The sequence below is a fragment of the Nocardia amamiensis NBRC 102102 genome, assembly GCF_001612745.1.
GTDB lineage: Bacteria > Actinomycetota > Actinomycetes > Mycobacteriales > Mycobacteriaceae > Nocardia > Nocardia amamiensis.
On record NZ_BDBA01000120.1, the window covers coordinates 1 to 17,755 of the forward strand.

At 69.5% G+C, this 17,755-nt stretch carries 21 protein-coding genes and 1 tRNA gene; 4 read left to right on the forward strand and 18 right to left on the reverse strand.

Annotation, left to right across the window (positions count from 1 at the left end; translation table 11 throughout):
* Positions 1-199: 199 nt before the first annotated feature.
* From NA4_RS22145 to NA4_RS22175, 7 genes are all read right to left on the reverse strand, one after another.
* Entirely contained in the window at positions 200-1,216 is a 1,017-nt protein-coding gene (locus NA4_RS22145; protein WP_067473187.1) for a DUF8320 family protein, read from the reverse strand.
* Positions 1,209-2,534, reverse strand: coding sequence for an ATP-binding protein (locus tag NA4_RS22150; protein ID WP_245671535.1), 1,326 nt, complete (start codon positions 2,532-2,534; stop codon positions 1,209-1,211). The genes NA4_RS22145 and NA4_RS22150 overlap by 8 nt, the downstream gene beginning before the upstream one ends.
* Positions 2,498-3,184, reverse strand: a complete 687-nt coding sequence (locus tag NA4_RS22155) for a response regulator transcription factor (protein ID WP_040780472.1) — start codon at positions 3,182-3,184, stop codon at positions 2,498-2,500. Before NA4_RS22155 ends, NA4_RS22150 begins: the two co-directional genes overlap by 37 nt.
* 104 nt (positions 3,185-3,288) lie before the next feature.
* The gene (locus NA4_RS22160; RefSeq protein ID WP_067473190.1) at positions 3,289-3,741 is read right to left on the reverse strand and encodes a flavodoxin family protein; all 453 of its coding nucleotides are present in this window, start codon (positions 3,739-3,741) and stop codon (positions 3,289-3,291) included.
* A 25-nt stretch (positions 3,742-3,766) separates the two neighbouring features.
* On the reverse strand, positions 3,767-4,267 hold the full coding sequence (locus tag NA4_RS22165; protein ID WP_067473193.1) for a hypothetical protein: 501 nt from the start codon (positions 4,265-4,267) through the stop codon (positions 3,767-3,769).
* 121 nt (positions 4,268-4,388) lie between these two features.
* On the reverse strand, positions 4,389-5,135 hold the full coding sequence (gene dapB / locus NA4_RS22170) for a 4-hydroxy-tetrahydrodipicolinate reductase (RefSeq protein WP_067473196.1): 747 nt from the start codon (positions 5,133-5,135) through the stop codon (positions 4,389-4,391).
* Between the two features lie 29 nt (positions 5,136-5,164).
* Positions 5,165-5,623 carry a winged helix DNA-binding protein gene (locus NA4_RS22175; protein ID WP_067473199.1) on the reverse strand — a complete coding sequence of 153 codons (459 nt, stop codon included), beginning with the start codon at positions 5,621-5,623 and terminating at the stop codon, positions 5,165-5,167.
* Positions 5,624-5,697: 74 nt separating this feature from the next.
* Between NA4_RS22175 and NA4_RS22180 the strand changes: the two genes are divergently transcribed.
* Positions 5,698-6,132 carry a MarR family winged helix-turn-helix transcriptional regulator gene (locus NA4_RS22180; protein ID WP_157129214.1) on the forward strand — a complete coding sequence of 145 codons (435 nt, stop codon included), beginning with the start codon at positions 5,698-5,700 and terminating at the stop codon, positions 6,130-6,132.
* A gap of 22 nt (positions 6,133-6,154) precedes the next feature.
* Here the strand turns inward: NA4_RS22180 and NA4_RS22185 are convergent, their stop codons facing one another.
* Complete coding sequence (locus NA4_RS22185) at positions 6,155-7,267, reverse strand: alcohol dehydrogenase catalytic domain-containing protein (protein ID WP_067473205.1); 1,113 nt, start codon at positions 7,265-7,267, stop codon at positions 6,155-6,157.
* A gap of 149 nt (positions 7,268-7,416) precedes the next feature.
* Between NA4_RS22185 and NA4_RS22190 the strand changes: the two genes are divergently transcribed.
* A complete protein-coding gene (locus NA4_RS22190) occupies positions 7,417-7,806 on the forward strand; it encodes a VOC family protein (protein ID WP_067473208.1) in 390 nt (129 codons plus the stop codon).
* 25 nt (positions 7,807-7,831) lie between these two features.
* Positions 7,832-8,224, forward strand: a complete 393-nt coding sequence (locus tag NA4_RS22195) for a DUF4440 domain-containing protein (protein ID WP_067473212.1) — start codon at positions 7,832-7,834, stop codon at positions 8,222-8,224.
* Positions 8,225-8,570: 346 nt separating this feature from the next.
* Here NA4_RS22195 and NA4_RS22205 read toward each other — a convergent pair whose 3' ends face one another.
* The 7 genes from NA4_RS22205 to NA4_RS22235 all read right to left on the reverse strand — a co-directional run bounded on the left by NA4_RS22205 (position 8,571) and on the right by NA4_RS22235 (position 12,848).
* A complete protein-coding gene (locus tag NA4_RS22205) occupies positions 8,571-9,059 on the reverse strand; it encodes an FBP domain-containing protein (RefSeq protein ID WP_067473219.1) in 489 nt (162 codons plus the stop codon).
* A 172-nt stretch (positions 9,060-9,231) separates the two neighbouring features.
* Entirely contained in the window at positions 9,232-9,795 is a 564-nt protein-coding gene (locus tag NA4_RS22210; protein ID WP_067473222.1) for a TetR/AcrR family transcriptional regulator, read from the reverse strand.
* On the reverse strand, positions 9,792-10,730 hold the full coding sequence (locus NA4_RS22215) for an oxidoreductase (protein WP_067473225.1): 939 nt from the start codon (positions 10,728-10,730) through the stop codon (positions 9,792-9,794). The genes NA4_RS22210 and NA4_RS22215 overlap by 4 nt, the downstream gene beginning before the upstream one ends.
* 69 nt (positions 10,731-10,799) lie before the next feature.
* The gene (locus NA4_RS22220) at positions 10,800-11,000 is read right to left on the reverse strand and encodes a DUF6186 family protein (RefSeq protein ID WP_067473228.1); all 201 of its coding nucleotides are present in this window, start codon (positions 10,998-11,000) and stop codon (positions 10,800-10,802) included.
* Positions 10,997-11,410, reverse strand: coding sequence for a hypothetical protein (locus tag NA4_RS22225; RefSeq protein WP_157129215.1), 414 nt, complete (start codon positions 11,408-11,410; stop codon positions 10,997-10,999). Before NA4_RS22225 ends, NA4_RS22220 begins: the two co-directional genes overlap by 4 nt.
* Positions 11,411-11,480: 70 nt before the next feature.
* Positions 11,481-11,556 (reverse strand) — tRNA-Gly (locus tag NA4_RS22230).
* A 74-nt stretch (positions 11,557-11,630) separates the two neighbouring features.
* Entirely contained in the window at positions 11,631-12,848 is a 1,218-nt protein-coding gene (locus NA4_RS22235) for an MFS transporter (protein WP_084497343.1), read from the reverse strand.
* 93 nt (positions 12,849-12,941) lie between these two features.
* Here NA4_RS22235 and NA4_RS22240 point away from each other — a divergent pair, with 93 nt between their 5' ends.
* A complete protein-coding gene (locus tag NA4_RS22240; protein WP_067473302.1) occupies positions 12,942-13,271 on the forward strand; it encodes an ArsR/SmtB family transcription factor in 330 nt (109 codons plus the stop codon).
* Between the two features lie 12 nt (positions 13,272-13,283).
* On the opposite strand, the gene NA4_RS22245 is transcribed toward NA4_RS22240, so the two are convergent.
* The 3 genes from NA4_RS22245 to NA4_RS22255 form a co-directional block, all read right to left on the reverse strand.
* A complete protein-coding gene (locus tag NA4_RS22245; RefSeq protein ID WP_067473234.1) occupies positions 13,284-13,709 on the reverse strand; it encodes a hypothetical protein in 426 nt (141 codons plus the stop codon).
* Positions 13,710-13,864: 155 nt separating this feature from the next.
* Positions 13,865-15,205: a M16 family metallopeptidase gene (locus tag NA4_RS22250; RefSeq protein WP_067473306.1), complete on the reverse strand. Its 1,341-nt coding sequence runs from the start codon at positions 15,203-15,205 to the stop codon at positions 13,865-13,867.
* A gap of 38 nt (positions 15,206-15,243) precedes the next feature.
* Entirely contained in the window at positions 15,244-17,520 is a 2,277-nt protein-coding gene (locus NA4_RS22255; protein WP_067473237.1) for a polyribonucleotide nucleotidyltransferase, read from the reverse strand.
* Between the last annotated feature and the right edge of the window lie 235 nt (positions 17,521-17,755).

The window sequence follows — 17,755 nt, forward strand, 5'->3', positions numbered from 1 at the left end:
GGGCCGCGAACGGGCAACGCACGGTCTCGCTTCGCTCGAAAGTCTGAGCTGGGCCCATGTGGTCGTGTGGGGTGACAACCGCAGAGCCTGAGTGTTCGCCGTTCATGGCTCACCCTCGGCTCAGGTCAGCAAGCGCAGTCACTCCGCCTGCACACGGCATTCCGCTCCTGTCGTAATCGCACGGAGTCCACGTACGCCCTCAGGTCGAGACGGCGATCGCGCCGGTCGCGTCGATCTCGGTGCGGCGGTCCCGGTCCGACGCGGTCGCCAGGACGGTGGCCAGGATGCGGCGGCCGGTCGGGAGGATGCGGACCGTGACCGAGCCCTCGTTCGCGGCGTCCAGCTCGCGGGTGGCCGCGTCGATCACCTGCTGCCGGACCGGGGCCGGGACGCCGGCGAACCCGCCGTCATCGAGCAGGACCACTTCGACGCCCCGCGAGCGGGCCCCGCGCGCGGCACTGCTGAGCTGGTCGGTGACCAAGTGGGGGGCCCGAAGTCCGTCGCGCAGCTCGGCTTCCAGCAGTCGGCACTGTTCGCGCTCGGAGGCCGTGAGTTCGTCGCCGTCGGCGATACGTTCCAGGATCGGGCGCGCCACCGCGTCCAAGCGGGCAAGCTGCCGGTTGCGTTCCCCGTTCTCCGCGGCCATGGCAGCCTCGGCGGCGGCGCGCATGGTCGCCTCCTCCCGCAGCAGGCGCAGCGAACGCTGCGTGGGCCGCATGATCGCCGCGAACAGCGACACCCCCGCGACCGTCGCGACCGGCACGATCGAGCCGACGACCACGCCGACCTCCAGCCCAGTGACGGTACTGGCGACCGCGATCACCACGCCGATGCCGGCGACGCCGAGCCAGGCCGCAGCCATCCGGCGCAGCACCAGCACGGCGAGCACGTACGACGCGGCGAATGCTGTCCAGACTTGCTTCGACCAGCCGTTTTCGACGTCGAACGAGGTCAAGATCGTGGCCACCGGTCCGGCGGCGGCGACGAACGCGGTTGCGGGCCATGGCAGCGGGTCGACCGGCGACGCCACCACCAAGACGCCGGCCAGCGCCAGCACGACCAGCGCCGCGATGGCCGCGACCAGCGGCGTACCCGAGAAATTCCGGACCATGTACAGCACGATGGTCGCCTCCAGGATGCCCAGGAACAGCCAAGCCGCCCGGCCGCGCAGGCCGAGCAGATCGCGCAGCCCGAATTCGGTGTCCTGCTCAGCCATTGCCGCCCCACACCAGCGTGACGGTCGTTCCCTCGCCCGGCTGGGACTCCACGAAGCCGGCGCCGCCCGCCAGCTGCCGCATGCGGCCGAGGATGCTCACCGAGATACCGAGCCGATCGACGGGCACCTCGCTCAGATCGAAACCCGCGCCGTCATCGCGGAACACCACGCGGATACCGCCGGCGCTGATCGTCACGGTGACGGTGCGCCGGACCTCGCGCCCCGCGACAGTGGCGTGCCGCAGACTGTTGCGCGCGGCCTCGGCGAGCGCGGCGGCGATCGTGCTCGCGGCCGCGACCGGCAGGTGCAGATCGTCGAATCCGGTCCAGCGCCGCGCCGTGAACCGGATGCCCGGGTTCACCTCGTGCACGGCCGAGCGCAGGAATCCGATCGCGGACTGCGCGTCCAGCTGGTCGGGTTCGGTCTCCCCGACCTGGCATTCGTCGAGCTGTTCCAGGGTTCGCTCGGCTTGCCGGCGCAGTACCGGCGATTCGGTCCCGGCACGCGAGGCGTCCAGCAGGGTGGACAGCACCGCGTCGTGGATCAGCGCGGCGAAGCGCGCGCGTTCCCGCTCCCTGGCCGCCGCGCCTGCGACGGCCGCCGCCCGGCTGCTCTCGATCGCCGACTCCCGATCCACCCGGTCGGCCGCGGCCCTGGCATAGATCACACACCACAGGAACAACGCGCTGAGCCCGGCAGCCCTGGCGAAATCGCCGAGCAGCGCCAGTGCGGTGGTTTCGTGCAGCGCGACCAGGTTCGCCAGCGCACTGAAGGCGGCGCCGACGATCAGGTACGCGGCGGCGAACGGCGGACGCAACGCGAGCACGGCCGCCAGGACGCCCAGCGGCAGCATCCGGTACAACCACACCGAGGCCGCGCCTTCGGCGTCCGGCCCGGCGTACGCGAACGGCACCACGGCCATAGCGGCGAGAAAACTCACCGCCGCCGCACCGGCGACCAACTGAATCGCGCGCCGACCCCGTGCGATCGAGACCACCGCGAGCACCGGGAACCACCCGAAGGCCAGCACCACCTCGACGATCGTCCAGCCGGCGGACACGAACCGGCTCTGGTCGGCGATCTCGGGAAGCTCGACAATCGCGGCGATCACCCCGGCGATGCCGATGGTGAGTCCCAGCCTGCGGAGGATGCGATCAGCAGCGGCCTCGGAAGTCTTCTCGCGGGACAGTGCGGCGACACTGCAGCGCCAACGGCTCGGACGGAGCCGGTCGAGCAGCAGAGAGCGGGAGTGCGACGGGGTGTCCAGCCTGCTGGACACGGTCATCCGCGCGGATGCCGCTCGGGAACCGGGAGCCATCCGTCCTCTACGGCCCGCTTGTACAGGTCGGTCTTGGTCGGCGCCGGGCGACCGGCGTCGGCGTACTTCTGGCGAATCCGGCCGAGATAGTCGTTGACCGTCTGCTCGGACAGACCGGTCAACCGCGCGACCCGGGAGGCCTTCTCCCCGGACGCGTACAACGTGAGCACTTCTTCTTGACGCGGGCTCAGACCCACGTCGGACAGTTGCGGGTCGCCATCGATGGCGGCCGCCCAATCGGTGGTGACCACTTGTTCGCCGGAGGCCGCACGGCGCACCGCCGCGACGACCGTGGGCACGTCCTCGGATTTACGCACGACGCCGAGCACACCGGCCCGCGCGGCCGAGCGCACCAGGAAGGCATTGTCCGCGCCGGTGAAGACCAAGACTTCGATGCCGCGCGCACGCAGCGCGCGCACGTTGTCCTCGGGCGAGGACCCGTCGGCCAACCGCAGATCCAGCACCACCAGATCCAGTGGTGCGGCACCGTCGGCGGCGGCGAGCAGCTCCGGCACGGTGCCTGCGGTCAGCACCAGATCGAGGTCGGTTTCCGGCGCAAGCATCGCGGCGAGACCGATCGCGACCGATTCGTGGTCCTCGACCAATCCGATCCGGCGCGGCGCGTTCTCGCCCCCTTCGGCCCACGTCACCTGACTCTCCCATCCGAGCTACTCACATCCCCACCGGAACAACAGCCATGACAGTATGCCGGTCCACGGTGCGGAAAGTCAGACACCAGAAATCGGGGGACGATTCAGGCCATGAGTCCGGCGGCCAACGTCGCACCGAGTTCCCAGCACCGCTGCAGGTCCTCCTTGTCGGGTGGACCGGACACCGCGACAACGGCGGCGGCCTGCTCCCAGCCCAGCCCGGTGGTCACGCTGACCACGCCGCGTTCGGCGCCCTCGGTGCCTTCGTTCCCGTGCAGGTACAGGCCGTACGGGCGCCCCCGGGTGGAATCGAGGCACGGGTAGTAGAACGTGTCGAACGCGTGCTTGAGCGCACCGCTCATGTATCCCAGATTCGCCGGGCTGCCGAGCAGGTACCCGTCGGCGGCCAGCACGTCGGACGCGGTGACGGCCAGTGCCGCGCGGCGTACGACCTCCACGCCTTCGATCTCGGGGTCGGTGGCCCCGGAGACGACAGCCTCGAACATCGCCTGCATGTGCGGGGACGGCGTGTGATGGATGATCAGCAACCGGGCCACCCTGCGATGGTATCGGCCGCGGTGGTCAGGTGTTGTCGCGCTCGTACCGCTCCAGCGCGACCGCGCGGCGCATGGTCTCGCGGGCTCTGGTCCGGTCACCCGCGTAGTCGTAGGCCCGCGCCAAACGGTAGGAGACCCGCCAGTTGTCCGGATCGGCTTCCCATTCGGCCTTGACCTTCGCGAACAGTTCGTCGGCGGCCGCACGCTCGATGCGGCCGGACGGAAGGCGCGGCAGCTGTTCGGTCTCCAGCTCGAGACCCTCGTCGCGGATACGCCGCGCCAAGTGCTGATGCGCCAGCGCCGCGCGCACCGTGGCCGCGACGATCCAGACGCCCAGCAGTGGCAGGATCAGCACACCGACACCGATGACAATCGCCGCCACGTCACCGGAACCGATCAGGCTGAACGCGATCCGGCCCAGCAGCAAGAAGTAGAAGCCGAGCACCAGCACGAGCGCCGCGATCAACGCGACGACCTTGACGACCTCCGCGCCGCCCTTCGGCTCGACCGGTTCCGCGCTGCTCACGACCGCTCCTCGACCGGGCTCGGCGCCATCCCGAGCAACCACGCCCGATGACCTCGATTCACTCGCCGGCCGGCACGAGCGAGTGCTCGGCCGGGTCCATAATCCACTCGCCTGCGCTCGTTCACAGGTCCAGGAACGGATCGAGTCCGACGGTCAGGCCCGGACGGTTGGCGATTTCACGCACACCGAGCAGTACACCGGGCGCGAAGGACGAGCGATCGATCGAATCGTGCCGGATGGTGAGCGTCTCCCCCTGGGTGCCGAACAGCACCTCCTGGTGGGCGACGAGACCTGCCAGACGCACCGAGTGCACCCGCACCCCGTCCACGTCGGCGCCGCGAGCGCCCTCGAGCTCGGTCGTCGTCGCGTCGGGGCTGCCGCCCAGCCCCGCCTTGTCCCTGGCTGCGGCGATCAGTCCCGCGGTGCGGTAGGCGGTGCCGGACGGCGCGTCCGCCTTGTTCGGGTGGTGCAGCTCGATGACTTCGACCGAGTCGAAGAACCGTGCGGCCTGCTCGGCGAAACGCATGGACAGCACCGCGCCGATGGCGAAGTTCGGTGCGATCAGCACGCCGACGTCCGCACGTCCGGCCAGCCAGCCGCGCACCTCCGCCAGGCGGGCCTCGTCGAACCCGGTGGTGCCGACCACCGCGTGAATACCGTGCTCCACCAGGAACCTCAGGTTCCCCATCACCACGCCGGGATGGGTGAAGTCGACGACCACCTGTGTGCGGGCGGCAGTGAACAGGTCGAGCGGATCGTCCTTGTCGACTTCCGCGACCAATTCCAGATCATCCGCCGCCGTCACCGCCGCGCAGATCGCCTGTCCGACTTTGCCACGCGCCCCGAGCACTCCGACCCGAATGGTCACCGCACCTCCTCGTTCCGCTTCGGTCGATGTCAGCCTAGTGTGCGCCGCCGAACGGAATCCGCCCGCAGCCCCGCGCCGGGCGCCCCCGCCAGGTTCGCCGCCATTCGCTGCAGCATCTGCACGGTTTCGCCGAACTGCTCCTCGGTGATGCCGTCGGCCATCTGCCGCCTGCGCCGGCCGATCCGGACCCATGTTTCGTCGTGCGTCACTCGTCCCGCCTCGGTCAGCGACAGCACACCCCCGTCGTCGGAAACCAGCCCCTCGTCGAGGAGGTCGGCCAGTTCGGTTGGCCATTCGGCGTCGTCGGACCAGAAGGTGTCGAGTGCGTCGCGGACGTCGTCGGCGTGCTGCGGCCCCTCCGCCAGCGAGTGCAGTGCCTGCCAGCGCCTGCGGCCGAGCCCGCCCGCGGCGAGATCCTCGTCGAAACGCTGGTTGATCAACCGGTCGAGTTCCACGAGCCAATATCCGATCCCACGCTGGATTGCCATCACGGCTCCTTATATGTGTATAGACAACTGCATGTAGTATGACATGCATTGATCGAACGTGGCAGGCTGGGCGAATGGACGAGCACGACGCGAGCACCGTTGCCGTGGAGGCGGCCATGGTCCGGATCCGGCGCAGGCAGACGCGTGGCGCGCTCGGCGACGGCGCGATTCCCGTCGCCGTGTTCCGCGTGCTCGACGCCGTCGCCGACGGTGCCGGCGACACGGTCGGCGCACTCGCTCCCGCTCTCGGTGTCGATCAACCGCGCGCGAGTCGCCTGGTCGCCCAGGCGGTCTCGTCCGGATTGCTGGAACGGGTCGCCGACCAGCGCGACGGACGGCGCGCGGTCCTGCGCCTGACCCCCGCCGGACGCGACGCCGTCGCCGCCGCCAAGGCCGGGCGTCGTGCCGCCATGGCCGCCGCCATGGCGGGCTGGACCCCGAGCGAGCGCGCCGACTTCGCCCGGCTGCTCGAACGGTTCGTCGACGCGATGGACCGGGCCGCCGAGTGAACGGCAGACCGGGCCGGACGTGTCAGTCGAAGACGATCACCTGGCGCAGGGCGTGGCCCGCGGCGAGTTCGTCCATGGCGCGGTTGATGTCGCCGAGGCCCACACGCGCGGACACCAGCCGCTCCACCGGCAGACGTCCCGACCGCCACATGCGGACGTACTCGGGGATGTCGCGCGAAGGCACGGCGGAACCGAGATAACTGCCCACGATCGAACGCCCCTGCGCGACCAGGGCCAGCGGCGAAATGCTCGCACGGGCATCGGGTGCGGGAAGCCCGACGGTGACCGTGGTCCCGCCGGGCGCGGTCGCAGCGACCGCGGTCTCGAAGGCGCGGATATTGCCAGCGGCCTCGACCACGACTTCGGCCTGCACACCGAGCTCGGCGACCTCGGCCGGGGTGTACACCGCGTGCGCCCCCAATTCCCGTGCGAGACCGAGTTTGTCGGGCACGGTGTCCACCGCGATGACCTCATGGCCCTTCGCGGCCAGCGACACCGCGACCAGGACCGCCGCCATACCGACACCGCCGAGACCGACGACCATGATCCGGTCGCCGAGACGCGGCTTCGCCGAATTCAGCAGAGCGCCGCCGCCGGTCAGCACCGCGCAGCCGAGCACAGCCGCGACCTCGGGGGGCACGTCGTCGTCGACCGGGACCACCGACCTGCGGTCCACCACCGCATGCGTGGCGAAGGCGGACACGCCCAGGTGATGGTGCACTTCGGCGCCGTCGCGGAGCAACCGCCGTCCTCCGCCGAGCAGTTCACCCGCGTTGTTGGCGATGCTGCCGGGCACGCAGGGCGTGCGGCCATCGGTCGCGCAGCCCGCGCATTCGCCGCAGCGGGGCAGGAACGTCATTACGACGCGCTGCCCGGCCGCGATATCACTGTCGCCGGGACCGACCGACTCGACCCGTCCCGCCGCCTCGTGTCCGAGCAGCATCGGCACCGGCCGCACCCGGTTGCCGTCCACGACGGACAGGTCGGAATGGCACAGCCCCGCCGCTTCGATCCGGACCAGCAGCTCCCCGGGGCCCGGTTCGCGCAGGTCGAGGTCGCATACCGTGATCGGCGTCGATTCGGCGAACGGTGCAGGCGCCGCGATCCGTTCCAGTACCGCGCCACGAATCCTCATTCCGCCGAGTTTAGTTCGCAGGGTGGTTCCTCCGGCACTGGCGGCTTCTGGGATTCGGTGCTATCTTCGCCGATCGTGACGGTGCTCCCGTTGGCCGCCTTGTACCGAGCCCGGGGTCGGGACCGTCACGTCTCAGAGGAGCAATTCCACTGTCCGTACAGTTCAACCACACCATTGTCGGTTGCCACGACAACCGCGAGTCCGCCGAATTCTGGGCGGATATCCTGGGCTTGGAAGTCGGAACACCGTGGGGACCGTTCATTCCGGTGTCCCTCGCGGACGGCGTCACCTTCGACTTCGCGAACGTGCCGCCCGATGTCGGCGAAATCCAGCCCCAGCATTACGCGTTCCTGATCTCCGAGGCCGAGTTCGACGCGGCCTACGCCAAGATCCAGCGCTATCGACTCGATCATTGGGCCGATCCGCGCCGGCAGCATCCCGGCGAGATCAACCACAACGACGGCGGGCGCGGCGTGTACTTCCTCGACCCCGGCGGTCATTACCTGGAGTTGATCACCGTCCCATACGGCGGCTTCTGATCTCACTGGACGTACGATGCGGCGCATGGGTGTCGATCTTGTCGGCGTGGTCGAGCGGTTGCATGCCGATCTCGCGACGTGGCTGGGCTCGCAGGCGCCGGTCGAGGTGTTCGAGCGGTTCGCGGCGGCGCAGCACGAGCGGTTTTCCATGGTGACGACCGGCGGCGACGTGCTGAGCCGCAGCGAGCTGATCGCCGCGGTGCGCCGAGCCGGGAACTCCGTGCCCGGGATGACCATCGAGGTGTCCGAAGTCGAGGAACTCCTGCGGTCGGAGAGCGTGGCGGTGGTTCGTTTCCAGGAGACGCACCGAGCGCCAGGAAGCGTGACAGGACGTCGGGTCACCGCGGTGCTGACCATCGATGAGCCAGGCGGAGTGCGCTGGTTGACCGTGCAGGAAACCGAAGCGCCAGTGGACTGACTGCCTGCTCACCGGGATCTGGTGCCCGGTGCACCGAGCGTGCGCGAGGTATGGGAAACCTGCGCGCCAGGACCCGGCGCAACAATGCGTCCGCGGACGCATCACCTAGACGGAACCTGTTCGAACACAACCACTCCGGCAATGCGAGTTCCTCGCTGGATGGGACGGTCCGGGCGATCCGGGCCGACTCGACCGGCGAGGAATCCGGCACCGCCCCGAGTCCTGTTGCGGTGATGCTGCACTCGGGGCGGCTCGGCCGCTGTCCTCGAGTGTCGGCGCATGGCATCTACCTCCGTTCGGGCGGGCAGCTCGCCGGCTGCCAGGTGGACAGGCATCGACAGCACGATCAGGCGTAGAGCTTGGCGAGGAACGCGGTCATGTTGTCGCGCACCCGTTGGATCTTCTCCTCGAGCGTGAGATCTTCTCGATAGCGGCTCCCGAGCGCGGGACGCTTCTTGTTGCGCGCGTACAGCGGGCAGGCGAGGTCGGTGCACATGTAGGTGCCGACCGAGTTACCTCGGCGCCCGGATTCCCCCGCCTTGTGCGCGGTCATCAGGGAAACGCCGCCGCCGGTGTGGCCGGTCAGGCAGATCGTGCACATCTGCGCCCGGCCGTTGCCGCCGGTGGCGTAGCGCAGTGCGACGCCGATCAGGTGGTCATCCTGCGGGACGACAAGGTAGCCCCGACCGGGTAACGAGGGATCGCTCCAGCCGAGAAAGTCCAGATCGTCCCATGGCCGCTCGTCCAGGTCCCTGGGCACGGGCAGCCGCTTGGCATCTCCCTTCGAACAGTTGACGAACGACGACCGGATGTCGCGTTCGGTGACGGGTTCCATGGCGGTTCTCCTTCGGTTGATCGGTGGACAAACCGAGGGGACGTTACGGTCCGATCCCGGCCCGGACAACGGATTTTTCCGGGACGATCACGCCGAAAGCGATGCGCGGCGGCCGGATCCGCTCGGTGACCGCGACGGCGGGTCCGGCTGGATACCGAGCCGGACTCCGGACTCAGCCCGGTTGGCTGATCGCCCGCCAGCACGCGGCCGCGATGTCGCCGAGCTGGTCCTCGGTCAGTTCCATCCCGCCGGCCGCGAGCCGCACGGCGGGCGCGAGGCCCAGTTCGTAGAGCACCTCGAGCGGCAGCGGCAGCAGCCGGGCGGCGACGTCGGGCAGCGCCACCTGCTGCACCAGCGGGTCACCGTCGGCGATCGCCGCCTGATGGGCGGCTTCGCGATACGGCGAGTTGTCGACTTGCAGCAGGAAACGGGCGTGATCGCGGTGCGCTTCGAGGTAGCGGTAGCTGTTCACCCAGACACCGCGAAAGCGCTCCGCCGGCGGCATATCGGCATCGAGCCCGGTCGTGGCGGCCGCCGCGAGCTGGGCCTTCGTTTCCCGGTAGGCGGCCAGCACCAGCTCGTCCTTGGACGCGTAATGCGTGTAGGCGGTGCCCGTCGCCACGCCGGCCTGTTTGGCGACCGCGTTCATCGAGGTGCCGTGAAAACCGTTGCGCGCAACCAAGGTACGTAGCGACCGGCGGACCGCGGCGGCGCGGTCCACCGGCGCGGTCGTCATCTGCCCGCCGGGGTGGACACGTCGATCGACACCCCGGTCTCGCGCTCGGAGACCTCCCACAGCTTCGCGATCGCAGTGCTCATGCCGAGCCTGCGGAATATCGGCTTGCGTACCGGCGGCCCGTTGTTGACGAACAGGGGGCCGTAGAACTCGCCGCCCTTCGCCGCCGGGTCCGTCGCCGCACGCAGCTGTGGCAACGCCCCGTCGGCCGCGGACATGCCGGTGTGCCGGGCTGCCCAGAGGCCGATCCGCTGGGTGAGACCACCGCCGGACTCTTCTACGCTGACCGTTTGCAGGTTGGTGTCCGACAACCCCGGGTGCGCGATCAGGCTCGCCGTGGCCGCGCCCGCCTTGTCGAACTCGCGCTGCAGGCCGAGACCGAAGTGGAAGTTGGCGAGTTTGGCCTGCCCGTAGGCGCGCCACGGCCGGTAGCGGCCATCGAGGTGCGGGTTGGCCGGGTCGACGGCGCGGCCCATGTGATGCGCTGTACTCGTCACCGTGACGACCCGCGCGCCATCGGCCCGCTTCAGTGCGGGCATCAGCAGCGCGGTCAACGTCCAATGCCCGAGATGGTCCACACCGAACTGCGTCTCGAACCCGTCGACGGTCTTGGTCTCACCGATCGCCATGACACCGGCGTTGTTGACCAGCAGGTCGACGCGCTCATGGGCGCCGAGCATCTGCTCGGCCGCGGCCCGGACCGACGCTTGCGACGCGAGATCCAACGCCACCAGCTCGAGCGAGGCATGCGGCGCGCTGCCGCGAATCACCTCGACCGCGGTCTGCGCTTTTTGCTGATTCCGTACGGCCATCACGACATGCGCGCCCTTCGCGGCGAGCTGCCGCGCGGTTTCGAGTCCGAGTCCACTATTGGCGCCGGTCACCACGGCCGTCCGGCCGCGTTGGTCCGGGATCTGTGCTGCACTCCAGAACATCAGGACCTCCTGATTGAATGTTCATTCGGTCGCTCCCACGCTACCAGACCGGCGCAAACACCCTGGTCCCTACCGCGCCAGAAAGTGCCAGCCCAGCCATGCCCAGACGACAACGGCGGCGATGCGCGCCATCCGCGTGCGGGTCAGGTACCTGACCGTTTCACCGACGGGCGCGAACAGATCCCGCCGAACGTGCGTCAGCACGACCGCGCCGAGCGCGGCCACCAGCACCACTACGAACCCGGCGACGATGATCGCCCGATCGCTCATTGCCACACCAGCCAGCAGCCGACACCCAGCCACACCAACCACCCGACCAGCCGCAGCGGCCACTGTTCGAGTGCCGGATCCAGCAGCGTCGACAAGGTGGGGTGTTCCGCGCTCGGCCGCATCCGATCCGGTTGCCGCGCAAAGGCATAGCCCTCCCAGATCGCCGCCGCGACCAGCAGCGTCGACCATAGGGCCGCGCCCCGCCGCAGCCGGGCGGTCGGTGGAGTCCGCATGGGCCGCGCACGCCAGGCCAGTGCCGAAGCCACGACCGTCAGCACGACCACCAACGCGGTGGCCGGCCAGCTGAACGGCCGGGTGGCGGCGCCACCCACCGCCAGCACCCCACCAGCGGCCAGCAGCGCAACCCGTCGCCGGAATGGTCGTGCCGGGGGTGCCGGTTCGGTGGTCACATTGGCAGAATATGGCTCCCGGGCGACCGTCCCCGGGACATTTCTCAAAGACGATATGCGCGTCTATTCGTGGAGCGGATGACGGGATTCGAACCCGCGACCCTCACCTTGGCAAGGTGATGCGCTACCAGCTGCGCTACATCCGCACTCGCATCGCGGTGTTGTCCGTGATGCGACACAGAACATTAGCCGACACCCGGCGGGAAATGCCAATCGCCGCTCATGCCGACTGCTCGGCCGGCGCCCGATTGCGGCGCAGGCCGAGCCCGGCCGCGATCAGGCAGGCCACCGCCACCACGCCGACGAACCACGGGAACACGGTGCTCAGCCCCCACGTGGTGGCGGCCCACCCGGCCAGGATCGTGGGCATGGCCATGGCCGAGTAGGCCAGCAAGTAGTACGCCGACATCGTCTCGCCCCGCTTGTGTTGCGGCACAACGTCCGACAGGTGACGCAGCGAACCGCCGAAGCCGAGGCCGAAGGTCGCCCCGAGCGCGACGCCGGCGACGAGGACCGCCACCCAGTTGTGCGTGGCCAGCGCGGGCACGGTCGACAGCAGCGACAGCGCCATGCCGGTGTCGCCGAGGATCGCGGCCCTCCGGGCCGGCACACGGGTCGCGAACAGCTGCGTGGTTGCGCCGGAGAGCGCGGTCGAGGCGACGACCGTGCCGCCGAAAACCAGATTGTGGATGCCGGTCTGCTGCGCGGCCAGCGACGGGTACAGCGACAGCAGCACGCCGAGCACCGACCAGGCCGCCATCACGCCGATCGCGGAGAACCAGAAGTCGGCCCGGATTTCCGGCGGAACAGCCGGTTTCGCGATCCGGATGCGTCCGGACACCCGCGCGGAGTGCGGTTCCCGCAGTGCGAGCACGCCGGCGCCGATCGCCAGGCAGACCACGGTGATCACGACGTAGGGTGTGCGCAGCGGATGCGGGGCGTACTGCGCCAGCAAGGCCGAGCCCAGGATCGCCACCGCCATCCCGACATTGAATGCGACGCCGGTGAGCTGCCCGGACCGCGCTCCTCGGTGGGGCCGCAGATCCAGTAGCGCGGCAGCGCCCGCCACCACCGTCGATCCGACCGCCATCCCGTGCAGCGCCCGCGCCAGCAACAGCATGGGCACACTGTCGGCGAGCACGAACACCACCAACCCGACGATCATCGTGCCGAAGGCGCCGAGCAGCACCGGTTTTCGGCCGACCACGTCGGAGATGCGGCCGGAGACCAGCACCGCCCCCAGCGCGGCTACGGCGTAGACGGCGAACACGATGGTCGTGGTGAGCGGCGAGAGATGCCACTGCGTCTCGTAGATGCCGTAGAGCGGCGCGGGCACACCGGACACTCCGAGTGCGACGCCGCTGGCCGCGAGAATCAAGGCGTAGGCCCAGCGTTGCGCGGTCTGCTCGTCGGCGGCCACCGCCATCGTCGCTGCCATCAGATCTCCGATCAGGTAAGTTTGATTGTGATCGAACCGCAGTCGACGATACATCCGGTACGACAATCATCAAACCTGAGAGTGAGCCAGATCATGGCAGACGCCAACGACGCAGCGCCGGAGTCACCTCCGGTGGCCGGGCTGTCCACCGTGCTCGGCGCGCTGCACGATCCGGTGCGCCTGGAGATGGTGCGCCGGCTGAGCAACGCGGGTACGGCCGTGCGCTGCGGCGCGCTCTACGAAGCAATCAACAAGTCCACCGCCACCCACCACTTCAAGATCCTGCGCGAGGCGGGCGTCACCGAGCGGGTGATCGTGGATGGCCACACCTGCCAGCGCTTGCGCGGCGAGGACCTGGAATCCGCGCTGCCGGGCGTGATCCCGGCGATCGTCGACGCCGCCAACCGCGCCCACACCGGGTGACCCGGAGGCCGTTCAGCAGTTGTCGAACCGCCACTGCCCGTCGATGAACGTCCAGGTCTCGGGCTTCGCGTCGTCCTGGGCCGCGCGGGCGTCGAAGTTCTTCACCGTCACCGATCCCGCCGTTCCCGACGTGGTGACGCTGACCTCGGACGGCTTGGTCTTCAGGTCCCTGCCGTCGTAGAGCTGCGCCATGGACGCCACGTAGTCGTCCTGGCTCAGCGTGAGCTTGCATCGCGCGGAACGGAATTGGTAAGCAGCCGGGTAATCGTGACTTGCCAGCGCGGCGTTCAGCTCGGTGGCCTTCTGACGCAGCGCGGCAGCGGTCGGCTCGCCGGGCTTGCCCGCGGCGTCCCCGTCCTCCCCGCCGCACCCGGTCAGCACCAGGATCGGCAGCGAGATCGCGCCGAGCACGCGAAGGGCACGATGGGTACGGTTCATCTCGACTCCTTGCCAGATACCGCCGGGTTCGACACCCGGACAATCGAGTTCAGCGCCTCGCCGACGCGTTGGACGGCAACGACGGCCGAAACAGTACCGCGCCAAGGAATTGCGCGCCGAGCCGCGGGTTTCGTCCGGACCGCGGCCCGCCGGGATCAGTTCGGGACCAGTTTGCGGACGGACGCGGGCAGCTCGCGGGCGCGCTTGTACGGCCCGGCCACCGACGCCGCGAACGGCCGCGCCAGCAGGGTCCGCGCGACCGCGGAAACCTCGTCGGTGGTGACGGCGTCGATGCGGGCCAGGGTCTCGGAGACGCTGCGGTGGTTGCCGTAGCTGAGTTCGCTGCGCCCGAGCCGGTTCATCCGCGACGCGGAGTCCTCCAGGCCCAGCACCAGACCGCCGCGCAGCGAGCCCTTCGCGCGGGCGCACTCGGCGTCGCTGATGCCGTCGGCCGCCACCTCTTCCAGCACGCCGCGCGCCAACGCCGCCACATTGCCGAGGTTCTCCGGCTGGCAGCCGATGTACACCGAGAACGCACCGGTGTCGGCGAAGGTGTCGACGCTGGAGTACACCGAGTAGGCCAGCCCGCGTTCTTCCCGGATGCGTTGGAACAGCCGCGAACTCAGCCCGCCGCCGACCACCGTGTTGAGCACCGACAGCGGCCAGCGCCGCTCCCCTTCGTGCCGTCCGAAGGCACGCACGCCGAAGGCCAGGTGCGCCTGTTCGCTGTCTCGGCGATTCCACTGCAGCTGCGGAGCGCCGTGCGGGCGGAATCTCCCCTCGCGTCGCCGCGCGGGCGCCGCCGCGGGATCGAGCCGGTTCCCGAAGGCGCGGTGCACCAATTCCACCGTGTGGTCGTGCTCCACATTGCCCGCCACCGCGACCACCATCCGGTCGGGGCGGTAGCGGCGCACATGGAAGGACCGCAGCTGGTCCGGGCGCATGGCCTCGATGGATTCGACCGAGCCGATCACCGGACGCCCGATCGGGTGGTCGCCGAACAGCGCGGTCAGGAACGAGTCGCCGACCAGGTCCTCGGGATCGTCGTCGCGCATGGCGATCTCCTCGAGCACGACCTGACGTTCCACGTCCACGTCCACCGCCCGGCACAGACCGTTGAGCACCACGTCGGAGACCATGTCGACGGCCAGCGGCAGGTCGTCGTCGAGGACATGCGCGTAGTAGCAGGTCTGCTCCTTGGCGGTGAACGCGTTGAGCTCGCCGCCGACCGCGTCCATCGCCTCGGCGATGTCGAGTGCCGACCGCGTCGGGGTCGCCTTGAACAGCAGGTGTTCCAGGAAATGCGCGGCACCCGCGACCGTCGGGCCTTCGTCGCGCGACCCGACTCCCACCCAGACGCCGATGGACGCCGAACGCACCCCGGGCAGGTGCTCGGTCACCACGCGCAATCCACCGGGCAGCACGGTGCGCCGAACTCCGCTGTCCGCGTCTGCCCGCAGCTCGAGTGACGAACCCCCCCGCCCGGTGCTGAGCAGAGGGGTTGTCGTCTTCTTCTTCGTCACAGAGACAAGTACTACTCGGTCCCAGCCGAACCCGCATCGGCCGCGTCGTCGCCGGACTCCTCGGCGGTCTCGTCGACCGGCACCAGCGAGATCTTGCCGCGGTTGTCGATGTCGGCGATCTCCACGCGCAGCTTGTCACCGACGTTCACCACGTCCTCGACCTTGGCCACCCGCTTGCCGTTGCCCAGCTTGGAGATGTGCACCAGGCCGTCGCGGCCGGGCAGCAGCGAGACGAACGCGCCGAAGGCGGTGGTCTTGACGACCGTGCCGAGGAAGCGCTCGCCGACCTTGGGCAGCTGCGGGTTGGCGATGGCGTTGATCGCATCGATCGCGGCCTGCGCCGACGGGCCGTCGGTCGCGCCGACGAACACGGTGCCGTCGTCCTCGATGGAGATGTTGGCGCCGGTGTCCTCGGTGATCTGGTTGATCACCTTGCCCTTGGGCCCGATCACCTCGCCGATCTTGTCGACCGGGATCTTGATCGCGGTGACGCGCGGCGCGTACGGGCTCATCTCGTCCGGGGTGGTGATGGCCTCGGCCATCACGTCCAGGATGGTGGTGCGCGCGTCGTGCGCCTGGCTCAGCGCGCCGGCCAGCACCTGCGAGGGGATGCCGTCCAGCTTGGTGTCCAGCTGCAGCGCGGTGACGAACTCGCGGGTGCCTGCGACCTTGAAGTCCATGTCGCCGAAGGCGTCTTCGGCGCCCAGGATGTCGGTCAGCGCGACGTAGCGGACCTCGTCCTCGCCCTGGTCGTTGCTGATGGTGTCGGACACCAGGCCCATGGCGATACCCGCGACCGGCGCCTTCAGCGGCACACCGGCGTTCAGCAGCGACAGGGTGGAGGCGCACACCGAGCCCATCGAGGTGGAGCCGTTGGAGCTCAGCGCCTCGGAGACCTGACGGATGGCGTACGGGAACTCCTCCTGGCTGGGCAGCACCGGGATCAGCGCCCGCTCGGCCAGCGCGCCGTGGCCGATCTCGCGGCGCTTGGGCGAACCGACGCGGCCGGTCTCACCGGTGGAGAACGGCGGGAAGTTGTAGTGGTGCATGTAGCGCTTGCTGGTCTCCGGGCCGAGCGAGTCGACCTGCTGGGCCATCTTCACCATGTCGAGCGTGGTGACGCCGAGGATCTGGGTCTCGCCGCGCTCGAACAGCGCCGAGCCGTGCGCCCGCGGCACCACCGCTACCTCGGCCGACAACGCGCGGATGTCGGCGAGACCGCGGCCGTCGATGCGGAAGCCGTCGGACAGGATGCGCTGGCGCACCAGCTTCTTGGTGACCGAGCGGAACGCCGAGCCCAGCTCCTTCTCGCGCCCGGCGAAGTCGTCGCCGAGGCGATCGAGCACGGCGAGCTTGATCTCGTCGATTTTCTCCTCGCGCTCCTGCTTGCCCGCGATGCTCAGCGCCTCGCTCAGCTCGCGCTTGGCGGTGCCCTCGACGGCCTCGTACACGTCCTGGCCGTACGGCGGGAAGAGCGGGAACTCCTCGGTGGGCTTGGCGGCCAGTTCGGCCAGGTCCTGCTGCGCGCGGCACAGGCGGGCGATGAACGGCTTGGCGGCCTCCAGCCCCTCGGCCACGACGGCCTCGGTGGGGGCCTGCGCGCCGCCATCGATCAGCGCGATGACGTTGTCGGTGGCCTCGGCCTCGACCATCATGATGGCGACGTCACCGGACTCGACCACCCGGCCCGCGACGACCATGTCGAACACGGCGTTCTCGAGCTGCTCGGTGGTCGGGAACGCCACCCACTGCCCCTCGATCAGCGCGACGCGCACGCCGCCGACCGGGCCGGAGAACGGCAGGCCGGCGAGCTGGGTGGACGCGGACGCGGCGTTGATCGCCACCACGTCGTAGAGATCCTTCGGGTCCAGGCTCAGCACGGTGACCACGACCTGGATCTCGTTGCGCAGGCCGTCGACGAACGACGGACGCAGCGGGCGGTCGATCAAGCGGCAGGTCAGGATCGCGTCGGTGGTGGGACGGCCCTCGCGGCGGAAGAACGATCCGGGGATGCGACCCGCGGCGTACATCCGCTCCTCGACGTCGACCGTCAGCGGGAAGAAGTCGAACTGGTCCTTGGGCTGCTTGCCCGCGGTGGTGGCCGACAGCAGCATGGTCTCGTCGTCCAGGTAGGCGACGACCGAACCGGCGGACTGCCGGGCCAGGCGCCCGGTCTCGAACCGGACGGTGCGGGTGCCGTAGCTGCCGTTGTCGATCAGCGCGACGGATTCGAAGACGCCGGGCTCGACCTCGACGGCAGAGCTCTTGCGTTCAGTTGTTTCGGTCATTCTTCTCTCTCAACCTCTCGTCTTCGCCGGCTCGAGCGCGTGCAGGCGCGATCCGGCTGTCGTCAGCCGTACCGGGCACGGGCGCGCGGCAACCCTCCTGGCTGCGACGCGCACACCCGGCCGAATCCCCTTGGAGACGGCGACGCGGAGGCGGTCATCGATCGAAGCCCGACGGCGCGAAACCCGCGGCCGAAAGGCCACTACCGAAGACCGACGCCACGCGGGCGGGTGCATA

Bases quoted from the DNA above. Each gene is read 5' to 3' on its own strand.
- NA4_RS22255 (WP_067473237.1), bottom strand. From the start codon at position 17,520: ATGACCGAAACAACTGAACGCAAGAGCTCTGCCGTCGAGGTCGAGCCC.
- NA4_RS22235 (WP_084497343.1), bottom strand. From the start codon at position 12,848: ATGGCAGCGACGATGGCGGTGGCCGCCGACGAGCAGACCGCGCAACGC.
- NA4_RS22210 (WP_067473222.1), bottom strand. From the start codon at position 9,795: ATGACGACCGCGCCGGTGGACCGCGCCGCCGCGGTCCGCCGGTCGCTA.
- NA4_RS22240 (WP_067473302.1), top strand. From the start codon at position 12,942: ATGGCAGACGCCAACGACGCAGCGCCGGAGTCACCTCCGGTGGCCGGG.
- NA4_RS22185 (WP_067473205.1), bottom strand. From the start codon at position 7,267: ATGAGGATTCGTGGCGCGGTACTGGAACGGATCGCGGCGCCTGCACCG.
- NA4_RS22175 (WP_067473199.1), bottom strand. From the start codon at position 5,623: ATGGCAATCCAGCGTGGGATCGGATATTGGCTCGTGGAACTCGACCGG.
- NA4_RS22180 (WP_157129214.1), top strand. From the start codon at position 5,698: ATGGACGAGCACGACGCGAGCACCGTTGCCGTGGAGGCGGCCATGGTC.
- NA4_RS22145 (WP_067473187.1), bottom strand. From the start codon at position 1,216: ATGGCTGAGCAGGACACCGAATTCGGGCTGCGCGATCTGCTCGGCCTG.
- NA4_RS22205 (WP_067473219.1), bottom strand. From the start codon at position 9,059: ATGGAACCCGTCACCGAACGCGACATCCGGTCGTCGTTCGTCAACTGT.
- NA4_RS22245 (WP_067473234.1), bottom strand. From the start codon at position 13,709: ATGAACCGTACCCATCGTGCCCTTCGCGTGCTCGGCGCGATCTCGCTG.
- NA4_RS22215 (WP_067473225.1), bottom strand. From the start codon at position 10,730: ATGTTCTGGAGTGCAGCACAGATCCCGGACCAACGCGGCCGGACGGCC.
- NA4_RS22150 (WP_245671535.1), bottom strand. From the start codon at position 2,534: ATGGCTCCCGGTTCCCGAGCGGCATCCGCGCGGATGACCGTGTCCAGC.
- NA4_RS22220 (WP_067473228.1), bottom strand. From the start codon at position 11,000: ATGAGCGATCGGGCGATCATCGTCGCCGGGTTCGTAGTGGTGCTGGTG.
- NA4_RS22195 (WP_067473212.1), top strand. From the start codon at position 7,832: ATGGGTGTCGATCTTGTCGGCGTGGTCGAGCGGTTGCATGCCGATCTC.